We start from the raw sequence: 14,860 nt of genomic DNA on the forward strand, positions 1-14,860 counted from the left end.
CTGCTCAGGCGCCTGGTCAAGGCGTGAGGCACGGCCCCTCGCGGCGCCGGGCGGGGGGGGGCCCCCCGGGGCGCGGGAGGGGCGCCCACCCCCCGGGGCCCGGGCCCCCGCCCCCGGGGCGCGCCGCGGTGGCCCCGCCCTCTCGCCGCCGGTCAGCGCGCCGCCTTGGAGGCCTCCTCCATCCGCTCCGACAGGGCCGCCAGCGCCCGATCCCAGCGCCGGGCCCGGTCCCGGGTGTACCGCTCCTCCAGGGCGGCGAGGACCGCACCGGCGTCCGCCCCGTCCCCGGCCAGGCGCGCCAGCTCCGCCCTGGCCTGCACGTGCGTCCCGAGCAGGGTGTCCCCGCCGACCCGCCCGCCGCGGGCGGCATCGGCGAACGCCCCGGGGGTCATCGCGGTGACCGTGCGCCACCCGACGACGGCCGACACGTAGTGGTCCGCCGACACCCCGGCGCCCGGTGAGGGGCGGCAGTACCACATCAGCCTCGGCGGGGCCGCGCCCCTGCCGGTGAGCTCGGCCCACTCCCGGCCGCTGAGCCGCTCCTCGTGGGCGCGGAAGGCGAGCCGGGCGACGGCCACGCCCAATCCGGCCGCCTCCCCGTCGAGGTGGGCCAGGCACAGCGAGACGAGCGCGCGCAGCTCCCCGGGCGCGCGCCCGGCCCTCAGGGCCTCCCCCGCCCCGGCCGCGAACGCCTCCAGCACCCGCCCGTGCCGTTCGGGGGAGTACACGCCGACGGCGTGCGCCCCGATGCCGCGGGCCAGGCACCCGTGCAGCGCCTCCGGACCCCGGCCCGTGCCGGGCAGCGCCACCAGCAGGTTCGGCCGGTCCACCGCGCGGTGCACGGCCCGCGCCTCGGCGAGCGCGGTGGCGGGGTCGTCCGCCAGCGCCGGGTGCAGCGCCAGCGAGACCAGGCCGTCGGCGCCGCCGGTGCCCTCGTGCACCTCCATCAGGTCGTCGCAGGCCGTCCGGGCGTCCCGGACCAGTACGGCGCGCAGCGCGGTGCGCAGCGGGACGTGCCGGACCGCGAGGTCGTCCACCTGGTCGCGGTAGGCGGCGCCGCGGCGCAGGTCCTCGGCCATGTCGGCGGCGTCGAGCACCGCCCCGCGCAGGCCGGTGCGGGCGGCCCGGCGCAGGTCGCCGCGGACGAGGTGCTCCCGGGACAGGCCTTCGGCCCACGGAGAGACCCCCTCGGCCGTCAGGAGGCGGACCAGGTCCCGCCCGCCCTCCGCGTCGTACCAGCGGTCGTCCTCGGGCACCGCGTCCTCCCATCAGCGCTCGTGCGGCGAGACGGGCAGCCTAGCGCCGCGGACACGGGCCGCGCACGAGCCGCCCGCCCCGTGTCAGATCCGGCGCACCTGACATATCCGGGGCGACGTGACGCCGAATGCCGGTCCGATTGCCGCACCGCGGGCCCTCGTGAAGAATCCACCACCGGAACGGCCCATTCCCCACCTGAATTACCACCTCGCAGCGGCGGCGCCGCAGACCGACAAGAAAACGGGGGCCCGCACCCGAGCGTCCGACGGGGGGAATTCCTCGGAACCGCCGAACGGGTCCGCGCATTCGCACTCCCCACCGCATTCCCCACCATTCCTTGAACACCTTCATGCGACGAGGTGAACGAAAAGTGCTGAGCCGGATCCGAACACTCGACGCCCTTCAGCAGCCCGAATGGGACGACGCCGGGGCCCTGGACCGCGCCCGCGCCGAGCTGTCCGCGCTGCCCCCGCTGGTGCGCCGCGGCGACGTGCTGCGCCTGCGCACCCTGCTCGCCGCCGCGGCCGCCGGGACCGCCCAGGTGCTGCAGGCCGGGGACTGCGCCGAGGACCCCGCCGACTGCTTCACCGGCGGCGCCCTGCGCAAGGCCGGGCTCGTCGACATGCTCGGCGGGATCATGCAGATGAACACCCACCTGCCCGTGGTGCGGGCCGGCCGGATCGCCGGGCAGTTCGCCAAGCCCCGCTCCCGTCCCGTGGAGACCGTCGGCGGCCGGGAGCTGCCGGTCTACCGCGGCCACATCGTCAACGCCCCCGAGCCCGACCCCGCCCTGCGCCGTGCCGACCCGCAGCGGCTCGTCGCCGGGTACCAGGCCGCCCGCCAGGCCATGCGGGACCTGGGCTGGGCGCCCGACACCGCCCCGCACCCGGTGCCCCAGCCCTGGACCAGCCACGAGGCGCTGATCCTGGACTACGAGCTGCCGCAGGTCCGCGACGAGGGGGACGGGGCGCTGCTGGCCTCCACCCACTGGCCCTGGATCGGCGAGCGCACCCGCGGCCTGGACCAGGCGCACGTGGACCTGCTCTCCCGGGTGGTCAACCCCGTCGCCTGCAAGGTCGGCCCGAACGCCACCGCGGACGAGGTGGCCGGACTGTGCGGGCGGCTGGACCCGGGGCGCGCCCCGGGCCGTCTCACCCTCATCGCGCGCATGGGCGCCGACGCCGTCGGTGAGCGGCTGCCGCGCCTGGTGGCGGCCGTCCGCGCGGCCGGGCACCCGGTGGTGTGGCTGTGCGATCCGATGCACGGCAACACCGTGACCACCGGCGACGGCTACAAGACCCGTGTGCTGGACCGGATCGTCCGGGAGGTCGAGGGGTTCGTCGCCGCGGTGCGCGAGGGCGGCGGCGTGCCCGGCGGCCTGCACCTGGAGACGACCCCGGACGAGGTCACCGAGTGCGCCGACGGCGCGGACCGGATGGACACCGTCAGCACCAAGTACACGAGCCTGTGCGACCCGCGCCTCAACCCCCGCCAGGCGCTGCGGGTCGTCGATTCCTGGAAGTCCTGAGAGGAGGGCCCATGCCCGGTATCCCGGAGATCGCCCCCTACCCCCTGCCCGCCGCCGGGGACCTGCCCGCCAACACCGCCGGGTGGTCCGTCGACCCCCGCCGGGCCGTGCTCCTGGTGCACGACATGCAGGAGTTCTTCCTGCGCCCCCTGCCCGAGCAGGTGCGCGCACCCCTGGTCAAGGCCGCGGCCGGGCTGCGCGGGGCCGCCGCCGCGGCCGGGGCGCCGGTGGCCTACACCGCCCAGCCCGGCGGCATGTCCGCCGAACAGCGCGGCCTGCTGCGCGACTTCTGGGGCCCAGGAATGCGCGTGGCCCCCGAGGACCGCGAGGTGGTCCCCCAGGTCGCCCCCGCCAAGGGCGACTGGCACCTGACCAAGTGGCGCTACAGCGCCTTCCACGCCACCGACCTGCTCGCGCTGATGCGCCGCAGCGGGCGCGACCAGCTCGTGCTGTGCGGGGTCTACGCCCACGTGGGCGTGCTGGCCACCGCCATCGACTCCTTCACCAACGACATCGAGACCTTCCTGGTCGCCGACGCCCTCGCCGACTTCTCCGCCCAGGACCACCGCATGGCCCTGCGCTACGCCGCCGACCGATGCGCGGTCGTGCTCACCGCCCAGGACGCCGTCCGGGCGCTGGCGCACTGACCCCACGAGCACCCCCGGGAGCGCACATGCACACCGACCTGTTCGACCGCGTCCTGTCCGGGCGCGGCCTGCCCGAGGGCGTCGCCCTGGTGCACCGCCCCGAGACCGGCGGCGAGGACCTGGAGGTCCTCGCCGGGGGCGTGACCCGCCACGAGCGCCTGGACGGGCTGCCCCTGCCCGAGGACCCGTCCGCGCCCGGGGCCGCCGGCGGGGAGCACCACGAGCTCTTCGCGCTGATGCCCTACCGGCAGATCGCCGAACGCGGCTTCGACGCCCCCGACGACGGCACCCCGCTGACCGCGATCAGCGCGGACGAGCAGCAGCGGGTCCCGCTGGCGCGGGCGCTGCGGCTGCTGCCCGACGGCCCCATCGGGGTGCGCGAGACGGGCTTCGACATCGGCGACGACGCCTACGCCGAGGCGGTGCGCCGCCTGATCGGCGGGGAGATCGCGGGCGGCGAGGGCGCCAACTTCGTCCTCAAGCGCACCTACCTGGCCGACATCACCGACTACACCCCCGCCGCCGCGCTGGCCCTGTTCGCCCGGCTGCTGCGCGGGGAGTCCGGGGCCTACTGGACCTTCCTGGCCCGCGTCCCCGGGCGCACCCTCATCGGCGCCTCGCCCGAGCGGCACATCAGCCTCCGGGACGGCCGCGCGGTCATGAACCCCATCAGCGGCACCTACCGCTACCCCGAGAACGGCCCCGACACCGAGTCCCTGCTCCACTTCCTCCGGGACGCCAAGGAGACCGACGAGCTGTACATGGTCCTGGACGAGGAGCTGAAGATGATGGCGCGGGTCTGCACCTCGGGCGGACGGGTGGTGGGCCCCTTCCTCAAGGAGATGGCGCGCCTGGCCCACACCGAGTACTACATCGAGGGCCACAGCACCCGCGACCCGCGCGGCATCCTGCGCGAGACCATGTACGCCCCCACCGTCACCGGCAGCCCGCTGGAGAGCGCCTGCCGCGTCATCGCCCGCTACGAGCCCGAGGGCCGGGGCTACTACAGCGGCGCCGCCGCCCTCATCGGCCGCGGCGCCGACGGGCGGCGCACCCTGGACTCGGCGATCCTCATCCGCACCGCCGACATCGACGACTCCGGCCGGGTGCGCATCGGCACCGGCGCCACCATCGTGCGCCACTCCGACCCCGCCTCGGAGGTGGAGGAGACCCGCGCCAAGGCCGCCGGGCTGTGCGCGGCGCTGACCGCCGGGCCCGAGCGCCCGCTGGCGGCCGACGGCCGCGTCCGCGCGGCCCTGGAGGGCCGCAACGCCCACATCGCCGACTACTGGCTGGGCGGGCGCGGCGCGGCCGCGGCGGACCCGGCCCTGCAAGGGCGGCGGGCGCTGGTCGTCGACGCCGAGGACACCTTCACCGCGATGATCGCCGACCAGCTCTCCTCGCTGGGCCTGCGGGTGGAGGTGCGCCGCTTCGACGAGGCCGGCCCCGCGCTCGCCCACCTCGACCGGGACCTGGTGGTGATGGGCCCCGGCCCGGGCGACCCGCTGCGCACCGGCGACGCCAAGATCGCCCGGCTGCGGTCGCTGACCGGCGGCCTGCTGGAGGCCAGGCGGCCCTTCCTCGCGGTGTGCCTGAGCCACCAGGTCCTGTGCGGCCTGGGCGGGCTGCCGGTGCTCCGCCGCGAGACGCCCAACCAGGGCGTGCAGAAGAAGATCGACCTGTTCGGCTCACCGGAGCGGGTCGGGTTCTACAACGCCTTCTCCGCCCGCAGCGACCGGGACCGGGCCGAGTTCCCCGGGGCCGGGGCGGTCGAGGTCTGCCGCGACCCCGGCACCGGGGAGGTCCACGCCCTGCAGGGGCCGTTCTTCTCCTCGGCCCAGTTCCACGCCGAGTCCGTGCTGACCGAGAACGGCCCGGCGATCCTGAGCCGCCTGATCACCCGCGTCCTGGAGCACTGACCCGGCTCCCGCGCCCGGGGGGTGGGCCCACACGGTCCCACCCCCCGGGCTCCTCCAGCAGGGCCCAGCGCAGCGGCGCGGGAAGCGCGTAGCCGAACCGCCCCCCGGGCGCCATCCCGCTGGGGCTGAGCACGTTCTCGTCGACCAGCGCCTCCAGCACGTCCTCGGCCTCGGCCTCCCCCCGGCCGAGGGCGGCGGCGGCATCCTGCACCGACAGGGGCCCACCGCCGAGCCGGGCCAGCCCGGCGGCGTCCGCGCGCAGCGCCGCGGGCAGCCGCCGCACGGCCGCACGCAGCTCGCCGCGCACGTCGACGCCGCCCGCCGCCAGCTCGGCCAACGGCCCACGGGCCATCCGCCGCAGCAGCAGGCTGGGCCCCCAGTGCGCCTTGGCGGCCAGCCGCACCGCGGCGGCGCGCACCGCCAGCGGCAGGTGCCCGCACGCCGCCGACAGCGCCGCCGCGTCCTCCGCGCCGCCGTCCGTCCGGGCCGCGCCCGCGGCTCCGCGCAGCAGCTCCACCGCCTCCTCCGGTTCGAACGGCCCCAGGTGCAGCAGCCGCGCCCCGGGCAGGGCGGTCCGCCGGGACCGGGTGGTGACCACGGTGCGCACCCCGGGGCCGCCGGGCAGCAGCTCGGCCGCGGGCCCCGGCGCGACCGCGTCGTCGAGCACCACCAGCAGCCGCCCCCGGGCGCACAGCCGCCGGTAGCGGGCGATCCGGCCGCCGGTGTCCGGGGGCGGCGGCTCCCCTCCGGGCAGGCACGCCAGCAGGTCGGCCAGGACCTCGCCGAGGGGGCGGGGCCGGCCCAGCGGCCCGGTCAGGCGGGCGAAGGCGGTCCCGTCGGGGAAGCGGTCCCGCAGCGCGTGCGCGGCCCGGACCGCCAGTGCGGTCTTGCCGGTCCCGGCGGCGCCCGCGACGACCACCGCCGGGGCGGGGCCGCCCCCGGCGGGGCCGCCCGGTCCCAGCCAGGCGGCCATGTCGGCCAGGTGCCGCACCCTCCCGGTGAAGTCGGCCAGGTCGGCCGGGAGGGACGGGGCGGGTTCGGCCGGTGCGGGCGCGGGCGGCGGGCCGGGCTCGCCCTGCAGGATCGCCTGGAAGGCGCCGTCCAGCACCGAGCTGGGGTCCACCCCGAGCTCGTCGGCGATCAGCGCCCGCCCTGCGCGGTAGGCCTCCAGGGCGTCGGCCTGGCGGCCGCACCGGTACAGCGCGGTCATGAGCTGGGCGCGCAGCCGCTCGCGCAGCGGGTGCTCCTCCACCAGCGGGGCGAGCTCCTCAGCGGTCCGCCGGTGGCGGCCCAGGGCCAGGTCGGCCTCGGCGCGGTCCTCCACCGCGGCCAGGCGGGCACCGGCCAGCCGCGGCGCCTCGGCCTCGGCGAGCGGCGCGGCGGCCCCCTCCAGCGGGTACCCGGTCCACTGGTCCAGCGCCGCCGAGAGGTGGGCCGAGGCCTCGCGGTGGTACCCGCCCTCCAGGGCGGTGCGCCCCAGGGCCGCCAGCCGGGCGAAGTCCCGCAGGTCGACGGCGGCGTCGGGGACCTGGAGGGCGTAGCCGCCCGCCCGGCGCTCCAGGTGCGCGCCGGGGCCGAGGATCTTGCGCAGCCGGGAGACGTAGGTGTGGATCTGCGCGGGCATCGTGGCCGGGGGGTGTGGGCCCCACAGCGCCCTGCTCAACCGGTCCACGGACACGGGGGCGCCGTCGGCCAGGAGGAGCGCGGCGAGCGCCGCCGACGGCTTGGCGCCGCCGAGCGGGACACTCCTCCCGTCCCGGAGGACTTGCACGGGTCCCAGGATGCGTATCTGCATGCCGCCAACTGTGTGCTCCGGCCCGCCGCCCCGCCCAGATGCACGCCGCACACCGTGGCCCCGTCCGGCGGTTGCCGCGCGCCCCGTCCCGGCCTCCCCGTGCGCCCCGGGGAGGCGGGGCGGGTGTGCCGGGACCACCGCTCCGCGGCCCCGCACGGTCGTCCGGCCCCCGGTATAGGGGCGCTATGGGACGCGGCCCCCTCCGTATAGCCCCGCCGCCGATGGTTGCCGTGGACGGCCGACCGGCGGCCGTGCCCTTTGGAGAGGAGCCACCCGTGTCCGACGACACCGACGCCTTCGCCCGCGACGCCGAGCTGCGCCGCCGCAACCGCGCGACCGTCGAGAGCTACCTGGAGGAGACCAAGGGCGAGGCCCGGCTGAACCGGCACCGCCTGTTCGCCGAGAACGCCAGTGCGGGCCTATGGACCTCCGACACCGGAGAGCCGATCATGGTCCACGGCAAGGACCGCCTCGCGTCGCACGCCGAGTGGTCGCTCACGTGCTTCCCCGACTGGCACTGGTTCAACATCGAGGTCTACGAGACGCAGGACCCGGGCCGCTTCTGGGTGGAGTGCGACGGCGAGGGCCTGATCCGCTTCCCCGGCTATCCCGAGGGCCACTACAAGAACCACTTCCTCCACTACTTCCAGCTCGAAGACGGGCTCATCGTGCAGAACCGCGAGTTCATGAACCCCTTCAACCAGGCGCGGGCGCTGGGGCTGGAGGTTCCGCGGATCCGCCGCGAAGGCATCCCCACCTGACCGTGCCCTTGTCCCCCCTGCGAGGAGGAGCGTCCATGAACGCGACCACGACCGGGCCGCGCACCGCCGAGGAGCTGCGCGGCGCGCGCCTGCCCGAGTTCGACGCACCGCCCGGCGACCCCGTGCGGCTGCTGAGCGCGTGGCTCGACCGGGCCCGCGCCCTCGGCGTCCGGGACCCCGGCGCCTTCGCCCTGGCCACCTCCGACGAGCACGGACGCGGGTCCAGCCGCATGGTGCAGACCAGCCGGTTCTCCGCCGACGGCATCGTGTTCGCCACCCACACGGTGGGCCGCAAGGCCCGCGACCTGGCGGCCAACCCGCGCGTGTCCGGGGTCTACTACTGGCCCGAGCTCAACCAGCAGGTCAGCGTGGAGGGCACGGTGTCCTGGCTGCCCGATGCCGAGTCCGAGGCCCTGTGGGACGCGCGGCCGGTGTCCACCCATGCCATGTCCGCGGCCTCGCACCAGAGCGCCGACCTGGAGGACGAGGAGGCCCTGCGGGCCGAGGCCGAGCGCCTGGCCGCACGGGCGCCGCTGCCCCGTCCGGACACCTTCGCCGCCTGCGAGGCGGCGCTGAGCGCCGTGGAGTTCTGGCACGGCATGCCCGACCGGCTGTACCTGCGCATGCGCTACGAGCGCGCGGACACCTGGCAGGTACGGAGGCTGCAGCCGTGACCGCCGCCGTCCCCGCCGCCCCCAGGGCCGCGCCGGGCACGCACCGCTACGTGGTGGCCGACGCCTTCGCCGACACCCCCCTGCTGGGCAACCCGGTGGCGGTGTTCTTCGGGGCCGACAACATCCCGGCCGAGACCATGCAGCGCATCGCCCGGGAGATGAACCTGTCCGAGGTGGTGTTCCTGCTGCGGCCCACCGGCGGCGCCCCGGACGCCGACGTCCGGGTGCGCATCTTCACCCCGGTCAACGAGCTCCCCTTCGCCGGGCACCCGCTGCTGGGCGCCGCGGGCGTGCTCGCCGACGCCGGGGCCCACGGGCAGGTGCGCATGCAGACCGCGATGGGCACCGTCCCCTTCGACCTGGAGGCGGGCGCCGGAGCGGTCCGGGTGCGCATGGTCCAGCCGGTTCCGGAGTGGGGGCCCTACGAGCACGCCGACACGGTCCTTCGGGCCCTGGACCTGGAGGACTCGGTGCTGCCCGTGGAGGTCTACCGCAATGGGCCCCGGCACGTGTTCGTCGGCCTGGAGGACTACGCGGCGCTGTCGGCCGTCCGCCCCGACCTGCGCGCCCTGGAGCCGCTGCCGGACATGGCGGTGAACTGCTTCGCCGGGGCGGGCACCGGTTCGGGCACCGAGTGGCGCAGTCGGATGTTCTCGCCCGCCTACGGGGTGGCCGAGGACGCGGCGACCGGGTCGGCCGCCGGCCCCCTCGCCCTGCACCTGGCCCGGTACGGGCTCGCCCCCTACGGAACGTGGATCGACATCCACCAGGGGGTGGACATGGGGCGCCCCTCGCACATGCGGGCGCGCGTCACCCGGGACGGCGGAGCCGTCTCCCGGGTCGAGGTGGGCGGGGACGCCGTCATCGTGGCCCGGGGCACCCTCCTGGTGTGACCGGCCCCGCCGGACCGGCCGCGGCCCGGGCGCCCCGCTCAGGCCGCGGCCAGTCCGGCGTAGTGCTCCACGGCGAAGTCCCGGAACCGCCGGGCCGCCGCGGACAGGTAGGCGTCGCGGTGCCACACCAGGGTGAGCTCCCGCTCGCAGTCCTCGGCCTCCACCTCCAGCCACGCGACCTCGGCGTGGGTCCCCGCCCGCCGCGCCATCGACGGGACCAGGCCCACGCCGAGCCCGGCCCCGATGAGGTCCTGGATCGCCCCCGGCTCGTCCCCCTCGCACACGACGGTCGGCAGCACCCCCGCGCGCTCGAACAGCCGGTCGGCCAGCACCCGCTGCCAGTGCCCCGGGCGCGGGACGATGAACGGCTCGCGCGCGATCTCCTCCACCGCGGCGCTCGCGCGCCCGGCCCACGGGTGGTCCGGCGGAACCGCCAGCAGCACCTCCTCGCGCATGAGGACCAGTGAGCGCAGCGCCGCCCCCTCCAGCGGCTGCGAGGCCACGCAGAAGTCGACCTCCCGCAGCCGCAGCCGCCGCACCATGGACTCGGCGTGCGACTGGTAGAGGCGCACCCCGATCCCCGGCTCCGCGCCGCGGAACGCCGACAGCGCCGCGGCCAGGGTGAGCATCGTCTCGGCCGCGACCGACACGGTGCCCTCCACCTCCCCCACGGCGTCGGTCAGCTCCCGGCGGGCGTCGTCCAGCTCGCTGAGCACCCGGTCCACCCGGCGCAGGAACGCCTCCCCGTGCGCGTTCAACCGGATCTGCCGCCCCCGGCGGTCGAACAGCGGCACCCCCAGGTCGGCCTCCAGCCGCGCGATGGCCCGGCTCAGCGACGGCTGGGCGACCAGCAGCTCCTCGGCCGCGCGGCTGATGTGCTGGTGGCGCGCCACGACCTGGAAGTACCGCAGGTTCTGCAGATCCATCGTCCCCCTTTCCACGCCCGGCTCATACCCGCCGGACATGTGCACATGACGAAACCGGTCTTGGAAATCATAGGACACGGCGCTTTATGCTCGGAATCGCCCGCCCGCACCGCCCGCGGGAATACTCCGGGCGCATTCCTTAGAGACTTGGGGGTTCCGCCATGGACGCCGTGGAACTTTCCCGCCTGCAATTCGCGCTGACCACGAGCATCCACTGGCTGTTCGTCCTCCTGACCCTCGGACTCGCGCCGCTGGTCGCCGTTCTCCACACGCGCGCCGCACTGGCCGGACCGAAGGGCAAACGCGAACTGTTCGAGCGGCAGACACGGTTCTGGGGCCAGTTGTACGTCGTCAACTACGCGCTGGGAATCGTCAGCGGCCTGGTCATGGAGTTCCAGTTCGGGATGAACTGGAACGGGCTCAGCGAATTCGCGGGGAACGTGTTCGGCGCCCCTCTGGCCCTGGAGACGATGATCGCCTTCTTCGCCGAGTCCACCTTCCTCGGGCTGTGGATCTTCGGCTGGGGCCGGCTGCACCGGGGCGTGCACGCGGCGCTGATCTGGCTGGTCGCGCTCACCGCCTACGCCTCGGCCTACTGGATCATGGTGGCCAACGGCTTCATGCAGAACCCGGTCGGCCACGAGGTGCGCGGCGGCACCGCCTACCTCACCGACTTCGGCGCGCTGCTGACCAACCCCAACACCCTGGTGGCGCTGGGCCACATCACTGCGGCGGCGATGGTGGCCGGGGGCCTGTTCCTGGCGGGGGTGAGCGCCTACCACTTCGCCCGCCGCACCGCGCACACCGACTTCTTCCGCACGCCGCTGCGGCTCGGCGTCGTCGTCGCGGCCCTGTTCTGCTACCCGCTGTACGCGATCGGCGACACCCAGTTCTGGGGCATCGCCGAGCAGCAGCCGATGAAGGTCGCCCTGCTGGAGGGCGGCACCGCCGAGCTGCAGGCGGCGATGGAGGCCCAGCACGGCCCCGGCGACTACGTGCCGCCCGAGTGGATCGGCGTGCCCCTGGACCTGATGGTGAACCTGGGCTGGGTGCTGTTCTTCGCCCCCCTGATCTGCCTGGTGCTGCTTCCCCGCGACTGGCTGGTGCGCCCCCGCGTGCTGGCCTGGGCGACGGTGGCCCTGACCCCGCTGCCGTTCGTCGCGGCCGTGTGCGGCTGGCTCTTCCGCGAGGTGGGCCGCCAGCCCTGGCTGGTGTACGGCGAGCTCACCGTCGCCGACGCGGCCTCGCCCGTCCCGGCCGCCGCGGTCGCCGCCTCGCTGGTGCTGTTCGTCGGGCTGCTGGGCGCGCTGGCCGTCACCGACTGGGTCATCATCGCCCGCCTGGCGCACCGCGGCCCGGAGGGGGTGCGCCTCGGCGCGGCCGACCCCCTCCCGGCCGAGCCGGACGATGGGCCCGTGACCGCCGACCTGGGCCATGCGGCCGGAAGGGCGTGAGGACGACATGACCATGCAGACCGCCTGGCTCCTGCTCCTCGGGGGCCTCCTGGCCGGGTACTTCGTGCTCGGCGGCTACGACTACGGGGCGCAGGCGCTGCGCCCCCTCCTGCCCCGCGGCGGCGGGCGGCAGGCCGCGATGGCCGCCCTCGGCCCGTTCTTCTTCGGCAACGAGGTGTGGCTGGTGGCCTTCGCCGGGGTGCTGTTCGGCGCCTTCCCCTTCCTGGAGGGGCCGCTGCTGGCCGGGCTGTACCCGGTGCTGGTGCCGCTGCTGCTGGCACTGGTCGCCGGAAAGGCGGCGGTGCAGCTCCGCGGGCGCGCCCGGACCCGTTCGGGCGAGCGTGCCTGGGACGCCCTGATCACCGCCGGGGGGCTGGTCCCCGCCCTGCTGTGGGGGACGGTCACCGGCGTGCTGCTCAACGGGGTGGCCTTCACCGGCGACCACTCCATCGCCGTGGGCGCGGCGCTCGCCTCACCGACGGCGCTGCTGTGCACCCTCGCCTCCGGGCTGCTGTTCACCGCGCACGGCGCCGCCTACCTGGCGCTGCGCACGCGCGGCGGAACGGCCGGACGCGCCGCCGTGCTGCTGGGGCGGCTCGCCCCCGCCGCCGCAGGAGCGGTCGTTGTGGCGGCGGCCTCCGCCCTGGTCATCGGCGGCGCCCCCGGCAACCCCGTCGTCGCCGCCGCCCTGGGGGCCGCGATCGCCGCCGCGCTGCTGGGGGCCCAGACCGCCTCCCGCCGGGGGCGCCCCGGCGCCGCATTCGCCTGCACCGGTACCGCGGCCGCGGTGTTCGCCGCACTCCCGTGGGCGGCGCACTACCCCTACGTGCTCGCCGACGCGGGCGGGGGCGGCATGGAGATCGGCGCCGCCGCCGCGGACGGCGCCACGCTCACGGTGCTGTCGGCCTTCGGCGCCGCCGTGGTGCCGCTGATGCTGGCCTACCAGGCCGCCGGGTGGTGGGCGTTCCGCGGCAGAGTCGACGACCGAACCCCCTCCTACCTGTGAGGGCGCGGACCGTGGGTGCCCAGGACGACGTGCGCCGCCGGCTGGCGCGGGAGCTGCCGCAGGCGCGGCGCCTCTCCTCGGCCGCCGCCCGGCTGGCGCCGGTGACCACCGCCGCGACCGTGGCCCAGGCCGGGCTGCTGGCCGCCGCACTCGCCGCCGGGTTCGGCGGCGGGCCGCCGGAGCGGACGGCCGGGCTCCTGCTCGGCGCGGGCGCGGCGGTGGCCGTGCGGGCGGCGGCGGCGCGGGCCCGCGCGGCGCTGTCCGAGCGGGCCGCCGCCGCGGCCCGCACCGGACTGCGGATGCGGCTGCTGGACCACGCCCGGCGGCTGGGCCCGGTACGGCTGCAGAACCTGCGCGGCGGCGACCTGTCCACCCTGCTCACCCGGGGGACCGACGCTCTTGGCCCCTACTACGCCTCCTACCTGCCCGCAGCCGCCTCAGCGCGCACCGCCCCCGCCGCGGTGCTCGCGGTGCTGGCCCTGGCCGACTGGCCGTCCGCGCTGGCGGTCGCCCTCACGCTCCCGCTGATCCCCGTGTTCGGCGCGCTGGTGGGGGCCCACACCCGCGACCGCACCGCCCTTCAGTGGGACCTGCTCTCCCGCCTCGGCGGCCACTTCGCCGACACCGTGGCGGGCCTGCCGTCACTGCGCGCCTTCGGCCGGGCCGCGCACCGGTCCCACGCGGTGCGCGCGATGGCCGACCGGTACCGGAGCGCCACCATGCGGGTGCTGCGCACCGCCTTCCTGTCCTCTCTGGTGCTGGAGCTGGTCGCGACGCTGTCGGTGGCGCTGGTCGCGGTCCCCCTGGGGCTGCGCCTGCTGTCCGGCGACGCGGACCTGTCCACCGCGCTGCTCGTTCTCTTCCTCGCCCCGGAGGCCTACCTGCCGCTGCGCGCCCTTGGCGCGGCCTTCCACGACAGCGCGGAGGGGACCGCCGCGGCCCGGCGCGTTTTCGCCGTGCTCGACACACCGGTGCCCGAGCGCGGGGGCTTCACCCGGCCGCCGCTCCCGGAGCCCGGCGACGGCGGCCCGGCCGTGCTGCTGGAGGGCGCCTCGGCCCGGTACCCCGGTACCGATACGCCCGTCCTGGACGGGGTGGACCTGCGGATCGCGCCCGGGGAGCGCGTCGCGCTCGTCGGCGCGACCGGGTCGGGCAAGTCCACCCTGCTGGCGCTGGTGCTCGGGCTCCTCACCCCTGAGCGCGGACGGGTCGCCGTGTCCGGTGCCACCGCCTGGGTGCCGCAGCGCCCGCACCTGTTCGCCGGGACGGTCGAGGACAACATCCGCCTCGCCCGTCCCGACGCCACCGCCGAGCAGGTCCGCGACGCGGCGCGGGCGGCCGAGGCCGACGGCTTCGTCTCCCGCCTCCCCGACGGCTACGCGACGGTCCTGGGCGACGAGGGCTTCGGGCTCTCCTCCGGCCAGCGCCGCCGCATCGCCCTGGCCCGCGCCTTCCTCTCCGACGCCCCCGTGCTGGTGCTGGACGAGCCCACCGCGCACCTCGACCCGCGGTCCGAGGCCCAGGTGGTCGCCGCCATCGAGCGGCTGTCCGCGGGCCGCACGGTGATCGCCGCCACCCACCGCTCGGCGCCGCTGGGCGGCATGGACCGCGTCGTGTCCCCGGGGGGTGCCCTGTGACCGGCCGCCTGCTGCGCCTGTCCGCCCCCGCCCTGCCCCGGGTGCTGGCCGCCGCCGGTGTCGCCGTCGGCGCCGAGCTCGCCTCGGTCGCGCTCACCGGCACCGCGGCCTGGCTGATCTCCCGCGCCGCCCAGCAGCCGCCCATCGCCGCCCTGGGGCTGGCCATCGTCGGGGTGCGCGCGCTCGCCCTGGTCCGCGGGCCGCTGCGCTACGCCGACCGGCTGCTCGGCCACGACGCGGTGCTCGCGGCCGTGGCCGGGCTGCGCGCCCGCGTGTTCTCCGCGCTCGTCCCGCTGGCCCCGCACGGCAGCTCCGTCTTCCGCGGCGGGGACCTGCTCACCCGCTTCGTCGACGACGTCGACG

General features: G+C 76.5%; 12 protein-coding genes and 1 pseudogene. 10 read left to right on the plus strand and 3 right to left on the minus strand.

What is annotated here, in order from left to right; genetic code table 11:
- Positions 1-152 precede the first annotated feature (152 nt).
- On the minus strand, positions 153-1,256 hold the full coding sequence (locus O4J56_RS29850) for a transaldolase family protein (RefSeq protein ID WP_270690434.1): 1,104 nt from the start codon (positions 1,254-1,256) through the stop codon (positions 153-155).
- Between the two features lie 371 nt (positions 1,257-1,627).
- On the opposite strand from O4J56_RS29850, the gene O4J56_RS29855 reads away from it, so the two are divergent.
- From O4J56_RS29855 to O4J56_RS29865, 3 genes are read left to right on the plus strand one after another with little or no spacing between them, the layout of a single operon-like run.
- Positions 1,628-2,785 (plus strand): 3-deoxy-7-phosphoheptulonate synthase, encoded by a 1,158-nt coding sequence (locus tag O4J56_RS29855; protein WP_270690435.1) that lies wholly within the window; start codon positions 1,628-1,630, stop codon positions 2,783-2,785.
- A gap of 11 nt (positions 2,786-2,796) precedes the next feature.
- Positions 2,797-3,432, plus strand: coding sequence for an isochorismatase family protein (locus tag O4J56_RS29860; protein WP_270690437.1), 636 nt, complete (start codon positions 2,797-2,799; stop codon positions 3,430-3,432).
- 26 nt (positions 3,433-3,458) lie between these two features.
- Positions 3,459-5,351 (plus strand): anthranilate synthase family protein, encoded by a 1,893-nt coding sequence (locus tag O4J56_RS29865; protein WP_270690439.1) that lies wholly within the window; start codon positions 3,459-3,461, stop codon positions 5,349-5,351.
- Here the strand turns inward: O4J56_RS29865 and O4J56_RS29870 are convergent.
- Positions 5,329-7,146, minus strand: coding sequence for an AfsR/SARP family transcriptional regulator (locus O4J56_RS29870; protein ID WP_270690440.1), 1,818 nt, complete (start codon positions 7,144-7,146; stop codon positions 5,329-5,331). The genes O4J56_RS29865 and O4J56_RS29870 overlap by 23 nt on opposite strands.
- Positions 7,147-7,421: 275 nt before the next feature.
- Between O4J56_RS29870 and O4J56_RS29875 the strand changes: the two genes are divergently transcribed.
- The 3 genes from O4J56_RS29875 to O4J56_RS29885 are packed head-to-tail and all read left to right on the plus strand — an operon-like array spanning position 7,422 to position 9,474.
- On the plus strand, positions 7,422-7,907 hold the full coding sequence (locus O4J56_RS29875; protein WP_270690441.1) for a PhzA/PhzB family protein: 486 nt from the start codon (positions 7,422-7,424) through the stop codon (positions 7,905-7,907).
- A gap of 35 nt (positions 7,908-7,942) precedes the next feature.
- A complete protein-coding gene (locus O4J56_RS29880) occupies positions 7,943-8,581 on the plus strand; it encodes a pyridoxal 5'-phosphate synthase (protein WP_270690442.1) in 639 nt (212 codons plus the stop codon).
- Positions 8,578-9,474, plus strand: a complete 897-nt coding sequence (locus O4J56_RS29885) for a PhzF family phenazine biosynthesis protein (RefSeq protein WP_270690443.1) — start codon at positions 8,578-8,580, stop codon at positions 9,472-9,474. The genes O4J56_RS29880 and O4J56_RS29885 overlap by 4 nt, the downstream gene beginning before the upstream one ends.
- 38 nt (positions 9,475-9,512) lie before the next feature.
- Here O4J56_RS29885 and O4J56_RS29890 read toward each other — a convergent pair whose 3' ends face one another.
- Positions 9,513-10,400 carry a LysR family transcriptional regulator gene (locus tag O4J56_RS29890; RefSeq protein ID WP_270690444.1) on the minus strand — a complete coding sequence of 296 codons (888 nt, stop codon included), beginning with the start codon at positions 10,398-10,400 and terminating at the stop codon, positions 9,513-9,515.
- A 161-nt stretch (positions 10,401-10,561) separates the two neighbouring features.
- Between O4J56_RS29890 and O4J56_RS29895 the strand changes: the two genes are divergently transcribed.
- The 4 genes and pseudogenes from O4J56_RS29895 to O4J56_RS29910 all read left to right on the plus strand — a co-directional run.
- Positions 10,562-11,854, plus strand: coding sequence for a cytochrome ubiquinol oxidase subunit I (locus O4J56_RS29895; RefSeq protein ID WP_270690446.1), 1,293 nt, complete (start codon positions 10,562-10,564; stop codon positions 11,852-11,854).
- Between the two features lie 7 nt (positions 11,855-11,861).
- A complete protein-coding gene (locus O4J56_RS29900) occupies positions 11,862-12,860 on the plus strand; it encodes a cytochrome d ubiquinol oxidase subunit II (protein ID WP_270690447.1) in 999 nt (332 codons plus the stop codon).
- Positions 12,861-12,871: 11 nt separating this feature from the next.
- Positions 12,872-14,497 carry a thiol reductant ABC exporter subunit CydD gene (cydD, locus tag O4J56_RS29905; RefSeq protein ID WP_270690448.1) on the plus strand — a complete coding sequence of 542 codons (1,626 nt, stop codon included), beginning with the start codon at positions 12,872-12,874 and terminating at the stop codon, positions 14,495-14,497.
- Positions 14,494-14,860, plus strand: a pseudogene (locus tag O4J56_RS29910) (thiol reductant ABC exporter subunit CydC); the annotation flags it as partial. The gene cydD and the pseudogene O4J56_RS29910, both read left to right, overlap by 4 nt.

It is taken from the genome of Nocardiopsis endophytica, from assembly GCF_027706725.1.
In the GTDB taxonomy this organism is placed as follows: domain Bacteria; phylum Actinomycetota; class Actinomycetes; order Streptosporangiales; family Streptosporangiaceae; genus Nocardiopsis_A; species Nocardiopsis_A endophytica.

Excerpts from the sequence above, each read along its gene's own strand:
- O4J56_RS29900 (WP_270690447.1), top strand. The coding sequence starts at position 11,862 with ATGACCATGCAGACCGCCTGGCTCCTGCTCCTCGGGGGCCTCCTGGCC.
- O4J56_RS29895 (WP_270690446.1), top strand. The coding sequence starts at position 10,562 with ATGGACGCCGTGGAACTTTCCCGCCTGCAATTCGCGCTGACCACGAGC.
- O4J56_RS29890 (WP_270690444.1), bottom strand. The coding sequence starts at position 10,400 with ATGGATCTGCAGAACCTGCGGTACTTCCAGGTCGTGGCGCGCCACCAG.
- O4J56_RS29860 (WP_270690437.1), top strand. The coding sequence starts at position 2,797 with ATGCCCGGTATCCCGGAGATCGCCCCCTACCCCCTGCCCGCCGCCGGG.
- O4J56_RS29870 (WP_270690440.1), bottom strand. The coding sequence starts at position 7,146 with ATGCAGATACGCATCCTGGGACCCGTGCAAGTCCTCCGGGACGGGAGG.
- O4J56_RS29880 (WP_270690442.1), top strand. The coding sequence starts at position 7,943 with ATGAACGCGACCACGACCGGGCCGCGCACCGCCGAGGAGCTGCGCGGC.
- O4J56_RS29865 (WP_270690439.1), top strand. The coding sequence starts at position 3,459 with ATGCACACCGACCTGTTCGACCGCGTCCTGTCCGGGCGCGGCCTGCCC.